This is a genomic window from Paenibacillus sp. J31R122 (assembly GCF_056269185.1).
In genome coordinates this window covers 332,846-353,750 of record NZ_JBWDNM010000003.1, presented here as the reverse complement: position 1 = coordinate 353,750, position 20,905 = coordinate 332,846, and the positions used below count along the sequence as shown (strand labels likewise).

At 43.1% G+C, this 20,905-nt stretch carries 19 protein-coding genes; 3 read left to right on the top strand and 16 right to left on the bottom strand.

All coding sequences use genetic code 11. The features are described 5' to 3' along the window. Positions 1-118 precede the first annotated feature (118 nt). From AC0YN7_RS07870 to AC0YN7_RS07825, 10 genes are all read right to left on the bottom strand, one after another. A complete protein-coding gene (locus AC0YN7_RS07870; protein ID WP_475809405.1) occupies positions 119-844 on the bottom strand; it encodes a FadR/GntR family transcriptional regulator in 726 nt (241 codons plus the stop codon). 210 nt (positions 845-1,054) lie between these two features. After that, positions 1,055-1,780: a LutC/YkgG family protein gene (locus tag AC0YN7_RS07865; RefSeq protein ID WP_475809404.1), complete on the bottom strand. Its 726-nt coding sequence runs from the start codon at positions 1,778-1,780 to the stop codon at positions 1,055-1,057. Next, positions 1,773-3,311, bottom strand: coding sequence for a LutB/LldF family L-lactate oxidation iron-sulfur protein (locus AC0YN7_RS07860; RefSeq protein ID WP_475809403.1), 1,539 nt, complete (start codon positions 3,309-3,311; stop codon positions 1,773-1,775). The genes AC0YN7_RS07865 and AC0YN7_RS07860 overlap by 8 nt, the downstream gene beginning before the upstream one ends. A 2-nt stretch (positions 3,312-3,313) precedes the next feature. Further along, a complete protein-coding gene (locus tag AC0YN7_RS07855; RefSeq protein WP_475809402.1) occupies positions 3,314-4,036 on the bottom strand; it encodes a (Fe-S)-binding protein in 723 nt (240 codons plus the stop codon). A gap of 195 nt (positions 4,037-4,231) precedes the next feature. Further along, a complete protein-coding gene (locus tag AC0YN7_RS07850) occupies positions 4,232-4,990 on the bottom strand; it encodes a DeoR/GlpR family DNA-binding transcription regulator (protein WP_475809401.1) in 759 nt (252 codons plus the stop codon). A 37-nt stretch (positions 4,991-5,027) separates the two neighbouring features. Then, positions 5,028-6,497, bottom strand: coding sequence for a rhamnulokinase (locus AC0YN7_RS07845; RefSeq protein ID WP_475809400.1), 1,470 nt, complete (start codon positions 6,495-6,497; stop codon positions 5,028-5,030). After that, positions 6,494-7,714 (bottom strand): L-rhamnose isomerase, encoded by a 1,221-nt coding sequence (rhaI, locus tag AC0YN7_RS07840; protein ID WP_475809399.1) that lies wholly within the window; start codon positions 7,712-7,714, stop codon positions 6,494-6,496. The genes AC0YN7_RS07845 and rhaI overlap by 4 nt, the downstream gene beginning before the upstream one ends. Before the next feature lie 29 nt (positions 7,715-7,743). Then, positions 7,744-8,115 (bottom strand): sensory rhodopsin transducer, encoded by a 372-nt coding sequence (locus AC0YN7_RS07835; RefSeq protein WP_475809398.1) that lies wholly within the window; start codon positions 8,113-8,115, stop codon positions 7,744-7,746. A 16-nt stretch (positions 8,116-8,131) separates the two neighbouring features. Then, positions 8,132-10,201 (bottom strand): bifunctional aldolase/short-chain dehydrogenase, encoded by a 2,070-nt coding sequence (locus AC0YN7_RS07830; RefSeq protein ID WP_475809397.1) that lies wholly within the window; start codon positions 10,199-10,201, stop codon positions 8,132-8,134. A gap of 231 nt (positions 10,202-10,432) precedes the next feature. Next, positions 10,433-11,341 carry an ArsR/SmtB family transcription factor gene (locus tag AC0YN7_RS07825; RefSeq protein WP_475809396.1) on the bottom strand — a complete coding sequence of 303 codons (909 nt, stop codon included), beginning with the start codon at positions 11,339-11,341 and terminating at the stop codon, positions 10,433-10,435. Positions 11,342-11,536: 195 nt separating this feature from the next. Between AC0YN7_RS07825 and AC0YN7_RS07820 the strand changes: the two genes are divergently transcribed. Both AC0YN7_RS07820 and AC0YN7_RS07815 read left to right on the top strand, forming a co-directional pair. Next, positions 11,537-12,703, top strand: a complete 1,167-nt coding sequence (locus AC0YN7_RS07820) for an iron-containing alcohol dehydrogenase (RefSeq protein ID WP_475809395.1) — start codon at positions 11,537-11,539, stop codon at positions 12,701-12,703. Between the two features lie 18 nt (positions 12,704-12,721). Next, positions 12,722-13,549 (top strand): aldo/keto reductase, encoded by an 828-nt coding sequence (locus AC0YN7_RS07815; RefSeq protein WP_475809394.1) that lies wholly within the window; start codon positions 12,722-12,724, stop codon positions 13,547-13,549. A gap of 168 nt (positions 13,550-13,717) precedes the next feature. Here AC0YN7_RS07815 and AC0YN7_RS07810 read toward each other — a convergent pair whose 3' ends face one another. Next, the gene (locus tag AC0YN7_RS07810; protein ID WP_475809506.1) at positions 13,718-14,770 is read right to left on the bottom strand and encodes a Gfo/Idh/MocA family protein; all 1,053 of its coding nucleotides are present in this window, start codon (positions 14,768-14,770) and stop codon (positions 13,718-13,720) included. 54 nt (positions 14,771-14,824) lie between these two features. Then, positions 14,825-15,706, bottom strand: coding sequence for a sugar phosphate isomerase/epimerase family protein (locus AC0YN7_RS07805; RefSeq protein ID WP_475809393.1), 882 nt, complete (start codon positions 15,704-15,706; stop codon positions 14,825-14,827). A gap of 108 nt (positions 15,707-15,814) precedes the next feature. Between AC0YN7_RS07805 and AC0YN7_RS07800 the strand changes: the two genes are divergently transcribed. Continuing rightward, on the top strand, positions 15,815-16,720 hold the full coding sequence (locus tag AC0YN7_RS07800) for a helix-turn-helix transcriptional regulator (RefSeq protein ID WP_475809392.1): 906 nt from the start codon (positions 15,815-15,817) through the stop codon (positions 16,718-16,720). 71 nt (positions 16,721-16,791) lie between these two features. Here AC0YN7_RS07800 and AC0YN7_RS07795 read toward each other — a convergent pair whose 3' ends face one another. The 4 genes from AC0YN7_RS07795 to AC0YN7_RS07780 are packed head-to-tail and all read right to left on the bottom strand — an operon-like array spanning position 16,792 to position 20,638. Next, on the bottom strand, positions 16,792-17,781 hold the full coding sequence (locus AC0YN7_RS07795; RefSeq protein ID WP_475809391.1) for a glycosyltransferase: 990 nt from the start codon (positions 17,779-17,781) through the stop codon (positions 16,792-16,794). Positions 17,782-17,810: 29 nt separating this feature from the next. Further along, the gene (locus tag AC0YN7_RS07790; protein ID WP_475809390.1) at positions 17,811-19,010 is read right to left on the bottom strand and encodes a DegT/DnrJ/EryC1/StrS family aminotransferase; all 1,200 of its coding nucleotides are present in this window, start codon (positions 19,008-19,010) and stop codon (positions 17,811-17,813) included. Then, positions 18,958-19,563 (bottom strand): DapH/DapD/GlmU-related protein, encoded by a 606-nt coding sequence (locus tag AC0YN7_RS07785; RefSeq protein WP_475809389.1) that lies wholly within the window; start codon positions 19,561-19,563, stop codon positions 18,958-18,960. The genes AC0YN7_RS07790 and AC0YN7_RS07785 overlap by 53 nt, the downstream gene beginning before the upstream one ends. Continuing rightward, complete coding sequence (locus AC0YN7_RS07780) at positions 19,556-20,638, bottom strand: Gfo/Idh/MocA family protein (RefSeq protein WP_475809388.1); 1,083 nt, start codon at positions 20,636-20,638, stop codon at positions 19,556-19,558. The genes AC0YN7_RS07785 and AC0YN7_RS07780 overlap by 8 nt, the downstream gene beginning before the upstream one ends. Positions 20,639-20,905 lie beyond the last annotated feature (267 nt).

Below are 20,905 nucleotides of genomic sequence, written 5' to 3'. Positions count from 1 at the left end.
GCTAGATAAATGGGCAGTTAAACAACAATTAAAAAAGACAGCGATATTCGCTGTCTTTTTTGGTAAATAACAAGTCTGCTACCCCTTTTAGAATCATAAGGAGGGGACATTTTCTCACTTATATACTGCCTATATGTTTCCTTACAATAGACTCAATATGCTGCAAATGATGTTTCATTCGTTCGGCCGCCAGCGGTTCATCCTGTTGTTCTATCGCATCAAAAATTGCGGAATGCTCCTCATACAGCCGTTCAGCGACCGATGTGTTTGCATACAGCTCAACCTTCCGAATATCGTGAATGGCCGTTTCGATATGATTCATAATGGATTCGAACAATCGGACCATAATCGTATTATGTGTCGACTTAGCCAGCGTCAAATGAAACAGAAGATCAGTCCGTTCTCCTTCGGCATCATTTCCAACGGAGTTCTTCATTTCTTCAATTAAGCGGCGCAGGACAATTAAATCTTCATCCGTTCGCTTCATAGCGGCGATTGCCGCATTAGAAACCTCGAGTGATTCCCTCGCCTCAAGCAGTTCAAATACGGTGTCGCGGTTCATTCGGAGTGACTGAAGCTCGGGTAGCTCAACTTCGACTGGAGCACTTCGGATGACACGACAACCGCCGCCTTGACGAATTTCAATCATACCCATCGCTTTTAGTGCGCTTAGCGCTTCACGGGTGGTAGAGCGTCCGACCCCAAACTGTTCCGACATCTCTTTGGTCGAAGGCAGCTTATCGCCAACCTTCAGCTTTCCATCTATGATGAGCTGCTTCACCTGTTCCGTAATTACCTCGTAATGATTGCGTTTTGACAGCTTCACTACATCAAGTAATGACATTTGCTTCACCCCCAAAGCTTGCGAATGCAAACCTACTTCCTAAGCATAATCCTAAAGTTTGCATATGCAATCTTACTTCATAAGCATAATCCCTAAGTTTACAAAAGCAAACCTACTTCCTAAGCATAATCCCCAAGCTTGCAGATGCAAACTCACTTCGTAAGCATACCCCCAAGTTTGCAGAGGCAAACTTACTCCTTAAACTAATCCTCATCCAACAAGCAGCGCATACACGATTCCCGGACCGTGAACGCCGATTGTTAAGTCATTCTCGATGTCGGAGGAGCGGCTCGGTCCTGTAATAAAATGAATGCCGGCTGGCAGCTGCTCGCGACCCGCTTCGTCGAACGTCACAAGCACCTCGCCCAGTCTGGTTTTCATCCGTTCAACCGGAATAATAATAAATAGTACGGTTGGCAGCAAGCTGACAGAACGACCTTTATTACTAGCTGATAAAACAGTAACTGATCCCGTGTAGGCAACCGCATGATCGGCTATGACTATACCGAAATCTGCTTCTGCCGCGCGTGCCCGCCAGTATTGCTCAGGATCACTGTTCCATACCGACACTTTGGAATCAGCTAACGCTCCTTCCAAATCAAGCGCGTCCAGCTCGGGCTGATCTTGACGAATCACATATTTCGCACTCATTTCCTCCGCTTTCTGGACAATAAACTGCTTAGCTTGCTCCATTGACTCAAGACGCGATACATGACCGCCTACGGATACGAAGTTAGCTGTGAACTGATCTATTCTCTCCTGCATTGGCCATTCGAGGGCATTCCAGAAATCAGGCGCGCCACGGAACGGATGCTGTGGTTTCTTAACCATTCTCGGATGTTTCAGCTTGGAAGCAATATCATTCATAAAATGCTCCTGCTTCTTGCGAGAATCCGCCTCAAGCTTATCTAGCCACTGCTTATGTGTGTCAGCCATGTCCATGCCCTCCTTTACCCTGCTTCTCATCTTCCTTGCGCTTTCGAACGAGCTCTTCCATCCGATTTTGCATAGATGGCTCCATTTGCTTCAATCCCTGCTTTAGCTCCTGATCCAAAGTATCCCAACGGTCACGGAACGATTCTTTCGGTAAACTAGGTGTTACCCGGTACGTATTCCAGCCTTTGAGCGGTCCAAGCTTTGTCTTGATGACTCCGCTTCGGACAACGAGCTTCTGACCAAGCTTGCCTAATCTAAGCACCCCTCCAAAACGAGACGAGTTGCCCATAATTGTGGAAAAGCCCTGCATGCCGATCGATTCCAGCTTGCTTCCGTTACCGCTCTCCACCTTGCGGCGACGTAGGTAAACGAGCATGTCATGCAGTGGTATTTTGACCGGGCAGGCCTCATAACAAGCACCACATAGGCTGGATGCATTGGCGACATCGTCCCATTCGGCTATATTTTTGTTCAAAGATGGTGTTAGAACGGCCCCAATAGGACCGCTGTAAGTGCTGCCGTATGCGTGACCGCCGATATGACGATAAACCGGACAAGCATTCAAGCAAGCACCGCAGCGAATGCAGTTGAGCAGCTCTTGGAATTCAGGATCGCCAAGCTGCAACGAACGGCCGTTATCAACAATAATAATATGCATTTCATCTGGACCATCCGCATCCTCAGAACGACGCGGACCGGTTATCCCCGACATATACATCGTCAGCTTCTGTCCGGTAGCCGAGCGAGGAAGCAGAGTAGCCATTACTTCAAGATCGGACCAGGAAGGAATAATACGCTCCATTCCCATCAATGTAATTTGTGTTTTTGGTACGGTGCTGACCATACGAGCATTGCCTTCATTTTCGAATAATACAATTGAGCCAGTCTCTGCAATCGCAAAGTTGCAGCCCGTCATTCCGATCTCTGCATCCAAAAATTTCTCCCGCAGCTTCTTCCGAACGAAGCCTGCAAGCGCAGTCGTATCCGGCGGCAAAGTATAACCCGCTTCCTTGGACAAAAGGTCAGCGATCTGATACCTGTTTTTGTGTATAGCAGGAATTACGATATGAGACGGCATTTCTCCAGCTAACTGAATAATGTATTCGCCTAAGTCTGTTTCCACTGCTTCAACGCCGATAGACTCTAGAGCATGGTTAAGATGAAGCTCCTCCGTAACCATCGACTTTGATTTCACAACCGACTTCGCTTTCGCATGCTCTGCGATATCCAGTGTAAGCGCTACGGCTTCCTCACCCGTATTTGCAAAATGGATGTGTACGCCGTTCGCACGAGCATTATCGACAAACAAATTCAAATAATAATCAAGATGAGCAATGGTATGAAGCCGAATTTGCTTGCCCCTCTCACGCCAATCATCCCAGTTGCCATGTTCCTCCGTCGCTTTTTTCTTCCCATTACGAAGACGTTCCGTTGTGAACCGTACTGCTTTGCGCAGAAATTCATCATTAAGCGCTAGATCTGCTCTTGCCTTTACCGTAGCTTTGCCCTTTGCTTTCTGTCCCGTACTCATGCTTACTTCACCCCTTCGTAGAGCAGTTCCGCTAGATGCATGACGCGAACTGGCTCATTCCGATAGTGCAAGTTGCCAGCAATATTAAGAAGGCATGCCATATCGAGTCCAACAAGCACCTCGGCTTCCGTCTCCAGCACATGATCCACCTTTTCTGTAACCATAGCCCCGGAGATATCCGCCATTTTCACAGCAAAGGTACCGCCAAAGCCGCAGCAATCCTCAGCGAAAGGCAAAGGAACGAGCTCTAGCCCTTTCACATTTTGTAAAAGCGCTAACGGCTCATCCTTAACCCCTAATATCCGGCTGCCATGACAGGATGGATGATAGGTAACCTTATGCGAAAACGATGCGCCAACATCGGTTACTCCAAGAACTTGAACAAGAAATTGCGTAAATTCATACGACTTGTTCTGAAGACTAATCGCCTTCTTCAACATAACTGGATCGTCCTCAAATAATTTAGGATAATGATGAATCATTCCGGTGCAGGAGCCAGATGGGGAAATAACGAAGTCGCAATCCTCAAAAGCATCCAATATCGTTTTAGCTGATTCTCTAGCATCCTTCCAATAACCGCTGTTGAACGCTGGCTGACCGCAGCAGGTTTGTACAGTCGGAAATTGCAGTGATACACCATACTTCGCGAGTAATCGCACCATAGCTTCGCCAACACGCGGAAACAGCGCATCACTCAAACAGGTAATAAATAAAGAAACTTTCATTTCGGCACCCCTCTCAGCCTTTTTTACCCCATTTTATCAGGTTGTCAGACAAGTTTAAACAAAAAAAAATATAGAACAGCTCATATTAATCTAAATATAGCTTACTTATAAAGATGGTGCTGTAATGCTAACTGCCGCTAAAACAAACACCATCTATATCTATATCACGATTTCCATCCCTATCTGTAATTCTTATTAAACCGTAGTCACCGTAATTTGCCGTTCTTGCAGCTGTGAATGAAGCTCACTTTGCAAGTAAGAGTCGGTAATGATGTGATCGATAGCACTCAAATCGGCAACATGTGTAAAGGCTTGTAAGCCAAACTTACTGGAATCCGCAAGTAAGATAACTTCATCGGCCATACCGACCATTTTATGCTTAATTCGTGCCTGCAGTTCATTCGATTCACTTATGCCTCGTTCAAGATGCACGCCCTTACAAGAGAAAAATGCTTTATCCACGTGATAAGCATCAAGTGAGCGTTCAGCCAGAGGACCCACATAAGAAAGTGATCGTGCAGCAAGTATCCCACCGGTTGAAATAACCTCGATCTTCTCCTTGCTGCTGAGCTCCATAGCAACTTTTATTGAATTAGTGAGCACGGTTAAAGGAATGTCAGGCATACTGGCAGCCATATACCAAGCTGTAGTACTTGCATCCAGTAGGATACGATCCTTCGGCTGGATCAGCTTTATAGCAGCCTGAGCAATCCGCTTCTTCTCATCTGCACGAGTTATTTCGCGCTCGAAGTACGGAATTTCCGGCTGCTGATCCTTTACGCTTACTGCACCGCCATGCGAGCGTCGCAAACGACCGGCTTGCTCTAGGCGATCAAGGTCACGCCGAATCGTTTCCTCCGTAACCTGGCAGAGCTCACTGAGCTCTGTCACTCGGATACTCCCTCTCTCATTAACCAGCTGTACAATTTTGTCATAACGTTCCGCTGCCAGCATACCTTACCTCTTCCTAACCTTTATTTGAATTCGCAGCTTATGCGATTCCTGTCTTTGCTTTAAAAGATTTGTACGCGATCTCCCATGCCTCTTGATCCTCTGGCTCATATACCTCAACAGGGAATGATTCGCGAATAACTTTACGTGCTTCCCATATATCAGACAACTCGCCTGACGCAATCCATTGGACAACCATATTGCCGATCGCGCTTCCCTCTACCGGTCCTGCCCATACTGGTTTGCCAATCGCATTTGAAGTCCATTGACATAGCAACGTATTCTGGATGCCGCCGCCTACCATATGCAGCCCATTGAACGAGTTGCTGGACAACTGCTCAGTAAGCTCCAGCACATATCGATATTTGAGCGCAAGGCTTTCCAGCACACAACGAACGATTGCTCCAACATCCCCAGGTACTTCTTGCCCTGTACGAAAGCAGTACTCACCAACGCGTTCAGGCATACCTCCCGGATGCAGAAATAATGGATCATCTGGATCAATGAATGCAGCAAATGGCTTAGCCTCATCGGCCAACTTAACTAATTCGGGGAAAGAGTATGAAATTCCTTCTCGCTCCCATGAACGTCTACACTCCTGTAAAATCCATAGACCCATTATATTTTTAAGCAAACGATACGTACCGTACGCACCGCCCTCATTTGTGAAGTTTAACTGCTGCGCTAGCTCACTAATGACAGGCTCATTTACCTCTGTTCCCATAAGTGACCACGTACCGCAGCTTAAATAGGCAAATGACCGATCAAGTGCAGGTACAGCAACAACTGCTGAACCCGTGTCATGCTCAGCTACCGCATATACAGGAACACTGTCAATGCCAAGCTCCTCACATAAAGAAACGCGCAATTGACCGACACTTGCACCTGGCTGAACAATTTGTCCAAATAAGTCTGGCGACAGACCGATCGCCTGAATCAGCTTGTCATCCCAAGTTCCTTTGATCGGGTTGAACAACTGCGTTGTCGTCGCATTTGAAAATTCATTATGCATTTCCCCTGTTAAAAAGTAACGCAGCAAATCAGGTATCATCAGAAAGTGCTTCGCTTCCCGTAATAACGGTGAATCAGCCTGCTTTAATGCAGCAAGCTGATAAATAGTATTAAACGGTAAAAATTGAATGCCCGTTCGACCAAATATTTCGTTAGCAGATAACTCCTCTATGACGCTATCCATGACACCATTCGTATGCTGGTCGCGGTAATGGTAAGGATTGCCCAGCAGCTCACCATTTCTTCCAATAATACCAAAATCAACGGCCCAAGAATCAATCGCAAGACTCTTCAGTTTAATATCCTGGTGCTTTGCCTTTAGCAATCCTTGCTTTAGCTCATGAAACAGCCTTAAGATGTCCCACTGAAGCTGATTGCCGACCTGTACAGGATCATTGGAAAAACGATGCAGCTCCTCAACCTCAATCTTACCGTCTACAAGCCGGCCGAGCAGCGCTCTTCCGCTGCTCGCCCCCAGATCGTAAGCAAGAATGGTCACCAGCTGGCACCGCCCTTGCCTCTCACTAATATGCCTTTGCCATAACTGCTATTCAAATAAGCTTTCATCGGATCAAGCGGAAGGCCTTGCTCTTCACGGATTGCATGAAGAAGTGGTGTTACATCAAATTCGAAGGCACGGCGAACCGCATCCTCAGCGCCGAGCACATCATTGCGCCCTGCTGCATCGGCTACCTCGGCATGGTTAATGAGGAGCGCTTTAGCAAATTGCGTTTGTACGTTTAGTACGGAACGCAGCATCGCTGGAATTTTTTGTTCGATGTTATGTGATTGGTCAATCATATATGTGATATCAGCAACGTTTTTACGGATGGCAGCATCCGCATCGCCCGCTGCGCTCAAGATTTGATAGAAAATCAAAAATAGCTCATAAGGATTAACAGAACCGACAATCAGATCATCATCCGCATATTTACGGCTATTGAAATGGAAACCGCCAAGACGTTTCTCATCGATTAAATAAGCAACGATATGCTCGATATTTGCACCCGGTAAATGGTGTCCCGTATCAACAAGCACTTCTGCCTGTGGTCCGAGCTTCTGAGCCAAGTTGAAAGCCATACCCCAATCCGCTAGATCAGTATGATAGAATGCTGGCTCAAAGCATTTGTATTCAATAAGCATACGCATTTCTGGAGTCATTGCATTATACATTTCAGCAAGCGCTTCATTCATCCAAGCTTTACGTTTGCGAATATCACCTTGGCCTGGATAGTTCGTACCGTCAGCAAACCATAAGCTAAATTCACGTGATCCAGTTTCCTTCGCAATGTCTACACACTCTAGCAGGTGATCCGTTGCTTTGCGGCGAATGGCAGCATCTGCATTTGTAACGCTTCCAAGCATATAGTCTTCATCTTGAAAAAGGTTTGGATTAACGGCACCAATGGTCAGTCCGAGACCTTCCGCATGGCTTTTCAGTTTGCCATAATCGTCAACCTTATCCCAAGGAATGTGGATGGCAACGGAAGGAGCAATACCTGTCAGATTATGAACCTGTGCGGCATCCTCAAATTTCTCAAACGGGTTGCGAGGCACGCCTTCCTTCTGGAACACTTTAAAGCGCGTGCCGGAATCACCGTAACCCCATGATGGAGTTTCTATTTTTAATGATTTCAGACTTTCCTTAACCTCATTGATATTAATACCTCTAGCTTGCTGCTGCTCTTCGAAAAAAGCATATGCGCGGTCAGTCATCGTGAACACCCTTTCATAAATAAAATGGATTATTTCAACGGATAAGCAATCGTCGACATAAGCGTGTTCTCTGCCTGTGTCGAATCAAGCCTGCTGTACTGGACTATAATCGGAATATCGCTTTGCACCTCAATGGCGTAAGGAACACCGATTGGTATCGATGCTCCCTCCTTCATTAAAGAACTAGTGCGTATATGCTTCGTACGTCTGCCTGGCACGACTACTATAATATCTTCAATCGGTTCGCGATCTTCAAAATAAATAGTAAAGCGAATAAGTGCTTCTTCGGATGAACAGTTCAATACGCAGACGGATTCGTGGCTCGTTAAAGCACCCGTGCTATCCGGTGGAATATAACCATCCGGTATATACCAATCTTTCTCACCACGCGCTCGAATCATGCCGCACTCTCCTTATTTATCTAGTGAAAGCTGCAGGTACTCCGCCATCGATTGTCAACATGCATCCTGTTGTTTTATCTGCTTTGGAAGATGCGAAGAATGCAATTCCTTCCGCAATGTCACGCGGATAAATATTAACAAGCAAAGTCGTACGCTTGCGGTAGAGCTCTTCCAACTGGTCTGGCTCAATACCGTATGCTGCTGCACGCTCATTACGCCAGTTGCCGTTCCAAATCGCCGATCCTTGCAAAATAGCGTCAGGCAGAATCGTATTCACGCGAATACCGAACTCGCCGCCTTCCGTTGCAATACAGCGTGCCAAATGTGCTTCAAGAGCTTTTGCTGAGCTATATGCAGTAACGTTTTTGCCTGCAAAGATGGAGTTTTTAGAGCCGATGAAAACCATATTCCCACCGATGCTTTGTTGTTTCATTAGTTTAAATGCTTCGCGAGCAACAAGGAAATATCCTGTTCCAAGCACGTTCATGTTCAGGTTCCATTCTTTAAGTGTAGTCTCATCGAATGGACTCGAAGTAGCAAGACCCGCATTGTTGACGATAATGTCGACACCACCGTAAGTCAAAGCTGTTTCTGCGTATGCTGCAGCAATCTGCTCCTCGGACGTTACATCCATTTTCACTGCTATAGCACGGAAATCACCGTATTTATCATTAATATCAGCTGCTACCTTCTGAGCACCTTCAAGATTCAAGTCCGCTAACACGACATGCGCACCTTCGGATACAAGGCGACGAGCTGTTTCACTGCCAATTCCGCCGGCTCCGCCTGTAATGAAAGCGATCTTGCGAGAAAACTCCGTTTCTGCAGGAGCAAGCGACAGCTTGTAAAGCTCAAGCGGCCAATATTCCACGTTGTATGATTCATTTTCGCTCAATGATACAAAATCACCAAGTGCTGTTGCGCCGCGCATAACTGCGATAGCACGGTGGTATAGAGCACCGCTTACTTGAGCCATAGCCCAGCTCTTGCCCGTGTTGATCATACCAATACCTGGAATAAGAATAACACGCGGCGCAGCCTCGAACATAACGTCGCCTTCGTTTTTATTGCGATCAAAGTAAGCTTTATATTGTTCTTTGTAAGCAGAGATTCCTGCAATAAGTTTTTCTTTAAGACCATCGATATCCTCAGTGTTAGGAGTCCAATCAATAAAGAGTGGAACTACCTTGGTGTGTACGAGGTGATCCGGACAAGCAGCACCTACTTGTGACAATTGCGGTGAATCTTGACCGCTTACGAATGAAAGAACGTCAGCCTCGTCATCAAAAGTCAAAATCATTTTCTTCGCATCACTTACAGCACCGCGAATCGTTGGCATAACTGCAGCAGCAACACTTTTACGAACGTCTGCAGCTAGAACTTCATGCTTCACGCCACCAAATAGTGAACCCTCGTCGAAACGCGCTTCAATAAACGCCTCTGCTTCGGAAATAATTTTGATCGTTTGCGCGTAGCATTCCTCTGACGTTTCACCCCAAGTAACAAGACCATGCTTCTCCATCAACACTAACTCAGCGTTCGGGTTAGCAAGCACGCCCTCAGCAATCATTTTAGACAGATTGAAACCTGGACGTACGTAAGGAACCCATACAAAGCGATCTCCGAAAATTTCTTTCGCAAGCGCTTTTCCGTTATCGGCACAGCACAAGCTTATGATGGAATCCGGATGCGTGTGATCCACATGCTTAAATGGAAGGAACGCATGCAACAGCGTTTCAATCGAAGCACGCGGATGCTTAGAGTCAATCATACAATTTACTAAATAAGCGACCATCTCTTCATCAGGCATTTCATTACGTTCAAATAATGGACGAATATCATCCATTCGCAAGCCTGTGAAATTGCCCGCTTTCATTGAGGCAAGATCCGAGCCGCTGCCTTTCACATACATTACCTCAACATCGCGCCCACGGAAATCCTTAACTACTGTTTTGCTAGATGTATTGCCTCCACCGAAGTTGCAAACCCGACGATCAGTACCAATAATGTTAGAACGGTATACGAGTTCATTCAATCCGCCTTCTAATTGCGATGCTTTCGACTTATCCCACAAACTTTGTACCATGAAAATACCTCCGAATGATGTTTTGTATTTGTTTGAATCGATCATATCATATTTGTTTATCTTTGAATACATTTAATTCAAAGATAAACGGAAATCCGATTTCTTTTATTATGACAAAAAAACTGCCCTTAAAGCAGAATGATCTGCTTTAAGGACAGTTGTAGTCTTCTATGTGATGAATTCTATTGATGATTTCTTTTCTATTGATGACTTCTATACCATACTATTGCTTCACTGACATCGCAGCGTTACTTCAATATCTTGATTGTAATTTCCAAAGCCTTTGCCGAAAAGGGTGACGCCTCCGCGGTTTTTGGCCGATTCATTGCATGCTATTTTGAACAAAATTTCTTTATCATAGGCTAAATCCAGCTGTTCTATCGTTATATTAGATACTTGAACACCATCGATGTATGAACCCTGTTTGTTAATCCGAATCATCTTCATAAGACCATGCTGAATGTTTTTATGCCACCATTCCGGTGTATATTGTCCCCTTGTGCTTCCGAAATCACCAGGATAAGTCCATGTTCCCACATGAACACCATTTATTGCAAAATCGATATCAGAAGGCATATGATCTATATTACAAGGTGTTTCCGAACAAATCTCCAAAGAGATTTCCAATGAATCAGCCATTTCGTTGTTAACCATATAATTAGGAATCCGATATTGTACAAAACCGGATCCAAACCACAACACTTTAGCTCTAACATGCTCAGGATCAGCAAAATAACGTGGATCGTCACACATGCCAATCATCTGAGTATCTGATGCAAGTCCGCAGGTCGGCATAATTTGATAGGACGAATAATGCCCCACAGGTAGCGACACAACATAACGATTGGATTCATCCATGACAACTGGCGTAGTTTTAAATAGTAGCTTTGCATGCGCTAGCTGCAAATGGCATATCTTTTGCATGCCCCTTTTGCCGGCAACACTCTCGCTGCGCACGATCCCGGCTTCCTCAAGCATATGAATATGTCTCGTTACAATAGGAGACTTTATGTCTAGTGCTTCAGACAAGCTTTTGATATTCATCGGCTGAATATTGAGCAGTTCTATTATTTTCACCCTAGTATGCGATGAGAAACATTCAAGAAATCTCATATTTTGACTGCTTACTTCAATTTCCATTATGACCACCCTTATAAATCTTTCGATACCCACCCACTATATAACTAAAAAGTTAACATATCAACTAATAAATTCATAAAACTTGACACACGCCTACATTTTAACTAAAATTAGCGGCGTGTACGTAACTCGAAAGACATTTAGTTACCTTTTTAGTTATCTAATTCGCAATATGCGCAGGAGGTATTGTATAGAATGAACTCATTTCAATTTCACAACCCCACCCATATCGTGTTCGGCGAAGGTTCTGTCGATCAAATTGGTCAGTTAGCTTCAAAGTACGGAAAAACGATCTTACTTGTGTATGGATCTACCAGTATTAAAAAGTCAGGCTTGTACGATAAAACAATTAAACATTTAAATGATGCCGGAATTACCGTCCACGAGCTTCCAAATATTGAACCGAATCCTCGTCTATCTACAGTAAACAAAGGAATCGAGCTTTGCCGTGCGCATAGCATCGATTTCATTCTAGCAGTTGGAGGCGGAAGTGTTATCGACGCATCGAAAGCTATAGCTGCCGGTGTTCCATACGAAGGTGATGTTTGGGATTTCTTCACGAACAAAGCAGTCGTCCAGAAAGCTCTTCCAATTGGTACTATTCTCACGCTAGCGGCAACCGGTTCAGAAATGAACGGCGCATCGGTTGTAACGAACTGGGAGGAAAATCTAAAGCGCGCCTTTGGCAGCTCTCATACTTATCCAAAGTTTTCAATACTTGATCCTACATTGACTTATACAGTGCCTCGCAATCAAACGGTCAACGGTTCCGTTGACATTATGTCTCATGTTTTCGAGCAATATTTCAGCCTAACACAGAATACGCCACTGCAAGAACGCTTCTGTGAATCAATCCTGCAAACCGTTATCGAAAATGTAGAAATCACTCTTGAGAATCCAAATGACGCGGCCGCTCGCGCCAACCTGATGTGGTGCGGAACGATGGCGCTTAACGGTGGGCAAATCAGCGTCGGTATGGAAAATGACTGGGCCTCGCACGGCATTGAGCACGAGGTGAGCGCGATCTATGATATTCCACACGGCGCGGGACTCGCTGTCATTTTTCCAAATTGGATGAAATACGTATACCAAGAACGTATGGATCGTTTTGTTCAATATGCACAGCGCGTTTGGGGTATTGATCCGGCGGGTAAAACCGATCAAGAGATCGCCCTTGCCGGCATTCAAGCAACTAGAGATTTCTTTACTCGTATTGGTGCTGAAGCACGGCTAGCTGATTTCGGAATTGGCGATGAAAAGCTTGATCGTATGGCTGAGGAAGCTGTTCGTTACGGCGCTATTGGCTCATTCAAACGTTTAGAAAAACATGATGTCAAAGCTATTTTAGAGCTTTCACTTTAATTCAGGAGGCAATCATCAATGACTAAAGCACTAACAGAATATACACTATTAAGCAATGGAGTAAAAATGCCATGGTTTGGCCTTGGCGTGTGGAAGGTTAAGGATGACGGTGAAGCTGAGCAAACCGTGGCCACTGCCATTGAATCCGGATATCGAAGTATTGATACTGCAGCAGCTTACAATAATGAAACTGGCGTTGGAGCCGGCATTCGCAACAGCGGCATCGCTCGTGATGAAATTTTTATTACGACAAAAATTTGGAACGCTAATCAGGGCTATGAATCTACGCTTATCGCATTCGAAGAAAGCAGAAAAAAGCTCGGTGTCGATGTCGTTGATCTACTACTTATTCACTGGCCGGTTAAAGGTAAATATTTGGATACATGGCGAGCGCTTGAGAAGCTTTATAAAGACGGCCTCGTTCGGGCTATCGGTGTAAGTAATTTTCAGATTCATCATTTGCAGGACATTATTGAGGCAGGCGAGATTGTTCCTATGGTCAATCAAGTAGAGTATCACCCGCTTCTCACACAGGAAGAGCTTCATGCCTTTTCCAAAAAGAATAAAATTCAGCTTATGGCTTGGAGTCCACTAATGCAAGGAAACCTAGATCATAGTGTGCTTGCAGACATCGGTGCTAAGTATGGCAAATCACCTGCCCAGGTCGTTCTTCGCTGGGACTTGCAGAACGAGGTTGTCACGATTCCAAAATCGACTAATCCTGCCCGTCAGAAAGAGAATGCAGACATATTTGATTTCACGTTAACAAAGGAAGAAATGTCGCAAATCAGTGCACTTAACCTTAATAAACGTTTCGGCCCAGATCCCGACAACTTTAATTTTTAGATCACTCTAGACATGCAAACGTAAACGGCTGTTGTCCTCCTAGGCGACGAAGCTTGTTTCGCGGTGGTTATGTAGAAATGAAAAAAAGCAGCCACAGTAATGTTTTACTGATTGGCTGCTTTTGTTTTCATCTCATTTCGTTATTGGAGCACAACTGCAACTGACAAATCAACGTTCAGAAGCTTCCTTCATAAAGTCAGAAATGTTTACTTTCCGGCCCGTTTTATTACTCTCAAGCGCTGCCAGCACCATAGCCATACTATATATATTGTCACTGCAATCCGTTTCTGGCTTTCGACCCGCTTCAAGGGCATCAAACATTTCGTCCAGACAACCAAAGTGGCCTGTGCTTTTCATTTCATGAGGTTGACCCTCTATACGAACCTGATCGCTAATGAAATTACCTGTCTGATTGTCTGCAGCGACAACCTCCGCATAAACCTCCTTATGCCCATCCCAAATGGCAGTCCCAATCTCACCCGTCACACGCCATGCAGATTCCCAAGACGTATTCGCACCTTCGGCGCACCACGAACCGCGATAATTAAATATCGAGCCGTCTGACATTTCAAAGATACATACAGCGTTTGCGTTTCCGGCATACCATGAACCAGGCGGGTTGAATTCCTGACAATAGACTGAAACCGGATTAGCTCCACTAATAAACCGCGCTTGATCAAAAGTATGAATCGCCATATCCAGCAACAACGGACTTTCCATCACATCACGAAATCCTCCAAAATGAGCACCTAGGAAGAAATCTGCACCAATGAAACCAACACGCCCAATCTTGCCTCCAGAAACAAGCTCTTGCAACGCGCGAATATTGGGATCATATCGACGGTTTTGCATAACAGCATGCGTTTTCCCCGTATCATTGGAGATATGTACAATATCCATACAGTCACTCATCGATTCCGCTAACGGCTTCTCCCCAAATACATGGCATCCGGAGCGCATTGCGATACTGCGAATTGTGCAATGACTTGCCGGAACAGTAATGTCAAATACGACATTTGCGTTCGTTTCGTCTATCGCCTGCTGTAAATCCGTATAGACTGGACAATACAGCTCTTTCCGCTCGGCCATTGCCTGTGCAAACTCTATCTTAATATCGACAAGCCCCACTATTTCCGTATCGCTTCTACCCTTCGCATAATCCACCCATGTATTTGCCATTCCGCCGCAGCCTGCAACTATTACTTGATATTTGATCGTCATCTGGATCAAGCCTCGCCTTCTCTGTTCTTTTTTTATGGATGGGCAAGCCCTTTCTTACATGGGAATAAAATCGCCGCCGCGACAGCGCTTTAAATAATTCAGAGCATGCACTTGGCCAGTCATTTCAAGCTCGCCTTTGTATACCGGATCATGCCAGCCTTCGATATCAATTGTACCTTTATAATCATGTTGCCTTAAAATAGTGATAATGTCCGTCCAGTTACTATCGCCAAAACCAGGCGTACGGTGCCACACGAACGGCTTTGGACCATGAATACCATACTCCTTAACTATATCCCAGGCAATGGTTGCATCCTTTCCGTGAACATGGAACACTTTATGTGCCCATTTACGCAGCTGTGGAATCGGATCAATTAGACTGACCATCTGATGACACGGCTCCCACTCAAGTCCGATATTGTCCGCCGGCACAGCATCAAACATCATTTCCCATGCCGTTGGATTGTGAGCGATATTCCAATCGCCTGTTTCCCATGTTCCACCCATGTCGCAATTCTCGAACGCAAGTCTAACACCGCGATCTTCCGCTCTGCGCGCTAGTTCCCCAAACACCTCTTTAAATTTCGGAATCGATTGGTCAATAGACTGGCCTGTCAAACGTCCTGTGAAACCGGATACAATAGTAGCGCCAAACAAATGTGCATGATCGATCAGGCGCTCCCAGCTTGCAAGTGTATCCGCATTATTCCCTTCTCCCGTTAACGGGTTTCCGAAAATACTAACTGCCGGCACAACAAAATCATGCTCATCTGCAAGCGCTCGAATCTTCTTCGCCGTCTCTGCCAAATCCGTTTCACCTGTTGTCTGCCAAAAGGTTAAATTAAACGATTCAAAACCATGCTTCACAATATTCGGGATTACATTCAGCGCATCACCGCCGCCTACTAATGTTCCAATTCGCAATTTGTTATTCATTGTTGTATATCACTCCTATATTGGCTTATAGTTTAAGTATAAACACCATTATAACTGCGAATATTGCTTATTACTCTATACAATCTTGCGCATTACTAGTCGAATATTGTGAAAGGAGTTCTGCTTGTGACCTACCCCAAAGAGCTTAGGGAAAATACTCGCTTAGAGCAAAAAGCATACCCTTTTCAGTTGTTCCAAAATCGCTGGCCCCAAAGGAAGCCAAACGAGTGCATTATGCACTTACATTGGCATGAGCATTTTGAAATCATCTTGTTGAGGAAAGGAAATGCGGTGTTTCACATAGATAGCCGTCCCTATGTCCTCAATGCCGGTGAAGTTATTATTGTTCCAGCAGGCGGCTTACATGTTGGATATGCCCTACATCAAGAAGAAGTCCATTACGACTGTGTTGTCTTAAATGCTTCACTGTTCAACGACTACGTGCATGACCCAGTACACTCACAATACGTTGCACCCTTCTTAGAGGGGCGTATGCGATTTCCAGTAAAACCCGCAGATCACGACGAAGCTTGCTTAGCCTACTATTCCTTACTCCATGAAACGATAGAAGAACTATCCGCCAAACCAGCAGCCTATCAGCTTGTCGTGAAGTCCAAACTATATACTTTGTTCACTCTGCTCGCTCGTACCTTTATGCCGCATCAGCTTGCAGATAAACCAGTTGAAACTTATTTCGCGAATCGTGATCGGTTTAAACAGCTTATCCAACAAATCGAAACGAATTTCAGTAATAAGATAACAATCGAGCAAGCAGCCAAGCAGGTAAGCTTAAACCCCTACCACTTTTGCAAGCTGTTCAAAAAACTAACGGGACGAACGTTCATCGAATATGTAAACGTCTGCCGCATGAACGAAGCGGAACGCTTGCTTCGAGACAGCAGTCACACGATATCCGAAATCTCCCGTACAGTCGGGTGCGATAATCCGAATTATTTTACGAAGCTATACAAGCAATATAAAGGGATGACTCCTTCAGAGGCTCGAACTAAATAAGAATAAGCATTTCTAGCAGAAAAAAAACACGTTTCAAAACGCGTATACGGCGTCTGAAACGTGTTTAGTTATTACATTTCCCTATAATCGCATAGTAGATAGTCTTCAATGTAGTTAATAAATTGCTCAGCCCTAACACTGGTATTATGAAACATTTGAACTAATTCAAATCCCTTGTCTGCAATATGTCTTTGTTCTACCTTATTCTCAGCATAATACAATGCCTTGTCAAAAAAATCAGTCTCGTTACATGAAACAAAATGTATTCCATCCTTAAAACCTAACTCCAAAAAGTCTTTATTAGGTTTTGCTAACAGTAAAGATCGACAACCAGGCGCTTCCAAAAATTTAGCCACGGCATAATTGAATTCTCCGCCGCAAGTGAAAAAAATTTCTGAGCGATTTAACATTTCAGCATATTTTTTATTTATTAGCAGATCATCTGAAAACGATATATAATGACCTGGATGCGGGAAGAACTTAAACCCATTTACATCTTTCATTTTTTCCAAAACCGCTTCTCTGAATGTATACCGTCCTTTTGGAGGCAATCTTATTGGGGGGTTATTTTTATCTTCGTAATATACTTGGCCTAAAAGAAGAAATGTAATATTTTTCGGTGAATTCCAATCTTTAATTATTTCTTGATTAATGGCAAATGGCCACCATCTATGTTTATAGCAATACTCAGGAAACGTTTGTAAAAAAGGATACTTTGTTGCAGAAAAAATTAAATCAAAGTTATTTTTCTCAAAGTATTTATATCGTTTCTTCTTATCATAGTGTATATCGATTAGGTAACATCCTTTTGGGATATTGACTTTGTCAAAACCCACTATATTTGGAGCATACCTATTCCTCCAAGCTACATCGTAATGTAAGATAAAATCAGGCTTGAACGGAATAGAACGCAGTATTTCTAGAATATTGCCGTCCTCATACCAATAGCAAATATCAGCAAAATCTTCAATCGCTGAAATCATATCAAATTTATGTTGGTGCTTTGGATACAAAACCCAGAACGGTTTTATCAAAATTAAAATGTTTAACCGATTACTCATTCTACACCTCCGATCAAGCCTTTACGGACTTACAAAGAACTAGGACTATGTCTATTTAATTTGATTTCATTACAAATTTCTTCAACTGTCTCTTTCGTTAGTTCTGGCCACATAGGAAGACTAATGATTTCTTCACTAACCCTCTCTGTAATTGGAAAATCTCCTTTTTTATAACCCAAATAAAAAAAAGCAGGTTGTAAATGGAGTGGTGTTGGATAGTGTATTCCTGAGGAAATTCCTTTTTGTTTCAAATCTGTTATTATACTATCTCTGTTAGGCATCCTAATAACATATAGATGAAATACATGCCTCCACTTTTCATGAATTGTTGGTGTTACTACTCCATTATCTTCCAGGAATCGATTATAATATTTTGCGTTTTGGATTCGCATATCTGTCCATTTGTTGAGATACTTTAACTTGATTCTTAAAACAGCGGCTTGAATTGTATCCAGTCGACTATTATATCCCTCCATTTCATGCGTATATTTTTCTATTCTTCCATGGTTAGCGAGCATTCTTATTGTTTGGGCTAATTGTTGATTATTCGTTACAACTGCACCTGCATCACCAAATGCTCCTAAGTTTTTTCCTGGAAAGAATGAATAAGTTGCTATATCTCCATATTCTCCTGGACTTTTACCATTCAATGTAGCTCCGTGTGCTTGTGCTGCATCCTCAACTACTTTTAAATCATACTCCTTTGCTATTTTCATGATTTCTTCCATATCTGACATCTGACCATATAGATGTACAGGAATTACAGCTTTAATATTTTGAGTTGATGCTTTTTTTTCCAGGTGTTCCTTAAGTTTTTGAGGACACATGGTGTACGTATCTTCATTTACGTCTACAAAATCTACCTTTGCACCTACAGCTGTAATCGCTTCAGCAGTAGCTATAAACGTATTGGGAACAGTAATTACTACGTCTCCATAACCTATACCTAATGCTTTTAAAGCAATTGTTAACGCATCTGTCCCATTTCCACAACCAATAACGTATTTCACATTACAAAATTGGGCAAATTCCTCTTCAAATCTCATTACTTCTTCTCCGCCAATAAAACTTGTGTTATCTATCAAGTTCCTCATTTTATCCATTACTTCATCACGAATATCATAAAAACAACCTTTTAAGTCCATAAAAGGAACTTCCATTGGACTAGTCTCCTCATCAATAATTTCGTATGTCATCAATATCTCCAATAATTTTTCCTGGATTTCCAACTACCACTTTCCCTGCTGGCACATCTTTTACAACTACAGTTCCCGCTCCAATTAGTGAATTACAGCCTATAGTAATGCCAGGTAAAATTGTCGAATTCGCTCCTATTTTTGCATTCTTTTCAATAATTGGTGCTAGGAGAGTTTCTTTTGCATCGGGAGCCTTTGGATACTTAGCATTAGTTAATACAACATTGGGTCCAATCCAACAACTTTCTTTAAGAATAGAGAACTCCGGGATAAATGCTTGAGAATGAATATTCACATAATTATCTATTTTTATGTGATGTTCTATATTTGCAGCTGTACCTATACGGACATTATTACCAATTACATTATTTTCCCTTATCATTACAAAATGCCCCGTTTGAAAATGACTACCTATAATATTGCCAGCGTAGATAACAGTATGAGATCTAATAATGGCATTATCCCCGATAATTGTTAATAATTCCCCTTCTCTTTTGCCTATTGGTGGTTTACCAATCACTACATAATCTTCTATTTGCACGTTGTTACCCAACTGAACATTTTCATATACTTTGTAATTACTCAAATGAACCACCAAGTTTGGACTTTCGTGGTTCAAATTTTAAGCTAATCGTTTTGCCCGTCTCAGCTGACTCATAAATAGCGTGAAGGAGTTCTAAAGACTTCCTTCCTTCGATTCCATCAACCAAAGCTTTTGTATTATTATTTAAGCAATCAATTACATGTTCTAAATATCTTTTGTGCCCAAATCCGTAAACATCCTGAGAATTCTCATTAAATTGAGTTAACATAGCTACATCTTTTTCTTGACTGTTTTCAAATACCCATGTCTTCATTTCATTTAAGGCAATGCCACCAACCACAACAGTTCCTTTTTCACCAAGTACAGAAATGGAACCTTCCAAATCTATTGGACTAGCAGCCGTTGTCGCTTCGATAATTCCTAATGCACCGCTCGCAAATTTAATAATTGCCACAGCTGTATCTTCGACTTCGATATTATGCAATCGAGTAGATATTTTCCCCGATACTTCAACTGGGTCCCCTAGCATCCACAATAATAAATCTATATAATGAGATCCTTGATTAGTTAAACATCCTCCATCGTGCTCCCATGTTCCTCTCCACGCATCTGCATCATAGTATTGTTGTGTTCTTCTCCACCTTACCCGAACAGTGCCTAGCACCAACTCGCCAAATCTTCCGTCATCTAAAGCTTGTTTTAATTGCTGTACTGGTAAATTAAATCTATTCTGCATAACAACAAAGAACTTCACTTTGTTTTGATCGCAAATTCGAATGATTTCATCTGCATCTTGTAATCTAATTGCCATTGGCTTTTCACATACGATATGTTTTTGATAGTTCTTTACAATATCGATAATATGCTTTGCATGTAGACCACTAGGTGTGAGTATAGTAACAACATCGATTTCGTGATTTGTTAACATTTCATGATAATCTGTATAAAAAGGTAATCCAAGTTTTTCTCCGTATTCTTTTGCTCGTTCAGCATTAATGTCACAAATGGCTACAAGTGCTGCATTATCTATGTTTTTTATTGCTTCCACGTGTTTTTTAGCGATTCTTCCGCACCCTACTAATCCAAACTTAATTATTGGACTATTGTCGCCCACCACAAGAACACCTCCGAATTTACAAAGCTTACGATCATGATTAAGTAAACTTACTATCATGCATGCAGTGGAGATAACTTTTTAAATAAAATATGTAAACACCCTTAGCAGTGAGACGGCTACTCACTCGATTTTAAAAAATAGACTCGGTGAGATGAGCGGATTGTGGCTCGACGGTCCAACGATTTACACATTTTTTTGGTTTTAGGTATTTTCACTATGGCTCAATATGCATATCTTCATATACATATATAGACATTAATTTAGGAA

What these genes read in the sequence shown, in the direction of transcription:
- AC0YN7_RS07870 (WP_475809405.1), bottom strand. Translation starts at nt 844, where the DNA reads ATGTCATTACTTGATGTAGTGAAGCTGTCAAAACGCAATCATTACGAG.
- AC0YN7_RS07865 (WP_475809404.1), bottom strand. Translation starts at nt 1,780, where the DNA reads ATGGCTGACACACATAAGCAGTGGCTAGATAAGCTTGAGGCGGATTCT.
- AC0YN7_RS07860 (WP_475809403.1), bottom strand. Translation starts at nt 3,311, where the DNA reads ATGAGTACGGGACAGAAAGCAAAGGGCAAAGCTACGGTAAAGGCAAGA.
- AC0YN7_RS07855 (WP_475809402.1), bottom strand. Translation starts at nt 4,036, where the DNA reads ATGAAAGTTTCTTTATTTATTACCTGTTTGAGTGATGCGCTGTTTCCG.
- AC0YN7_RS07850 (WP_475809401.1), bottom strand. Translation starts at nt 4,990, where the DNA reads ATGCTGGCAGCGGAACGTTATGACAAAATTGTACAGCTGGTTAATGAG.
- rhaI (WP_475809399.1), bottom strand. Translation starts at nt 7,714, where the DNA reads ATGACTGACCGCGCATATGCTTTTTTCGAAGAGCAGCAGCAAGCTAGA.
- AC0YN7_RS07835 (WP_475809398.1), bottom strand. Translation starts at nt 8,115, where the DNA reads ATGATTCGAGCGCGTGGTGAGAAAGATTGGTATATACCGGATGGTTAT.
- AC0YN7_RS07830 (WP_475809397.1), bottom strand. Translation starts at nt 10,201, where the DNA reads ATGGTACAAAGTTTGTGGGATAAGTCGAAAGCATCGCAATTAGAAGGC.
- AC0YN7_RS07825 (WP_475809396.1), bottom strand. Translation starts at nt 11,341, where the DNA reads ATGGAAATTGAAGTAAGCAGTCAAAATATGAGATTTCTTGAATGTTTC.
- AC0YN7_RS07820 (WP_475809395.1), top strand. Translation starts at nt 11,537, where the DNA reads ATGAACTCATTTCAATTTCACAACCCCACCCATATCGTGTTCGGCGAA.
- AC0YN7_RS07815 (WP_475809394.1), top strand. Translation starts at nt 12,722, where the DNA reads ATGACTAAAGCACTAACAGAATATACACTATTAAGCAATGGAGTAAAA.
- AC0YN7_RS07810 (WP_475809506.1), bottom strand. Translation starts at nt 14,770, where the DNA reads ATGACGATCAAATATCAAGTAATAGTTGCAGGCTGCGGCGGAATGGCA.
- AC0YN7_RS07805 (WP_475809393.1), bottom strand. Translation starts at nt 15,706, where the DNA reads ATGAATAACAAATTGCGAATTGGAACATTAGTAGGCGGCGGTGATGCG.
- AC0YN7_RS07795 (WP_475809391.1), bottom strand. Translation starts at nt 17,781, where the DNA reads ATGAGTAATCGGTTAAACATTTTAATTTTGATAAAACCGTTCTGGGTT.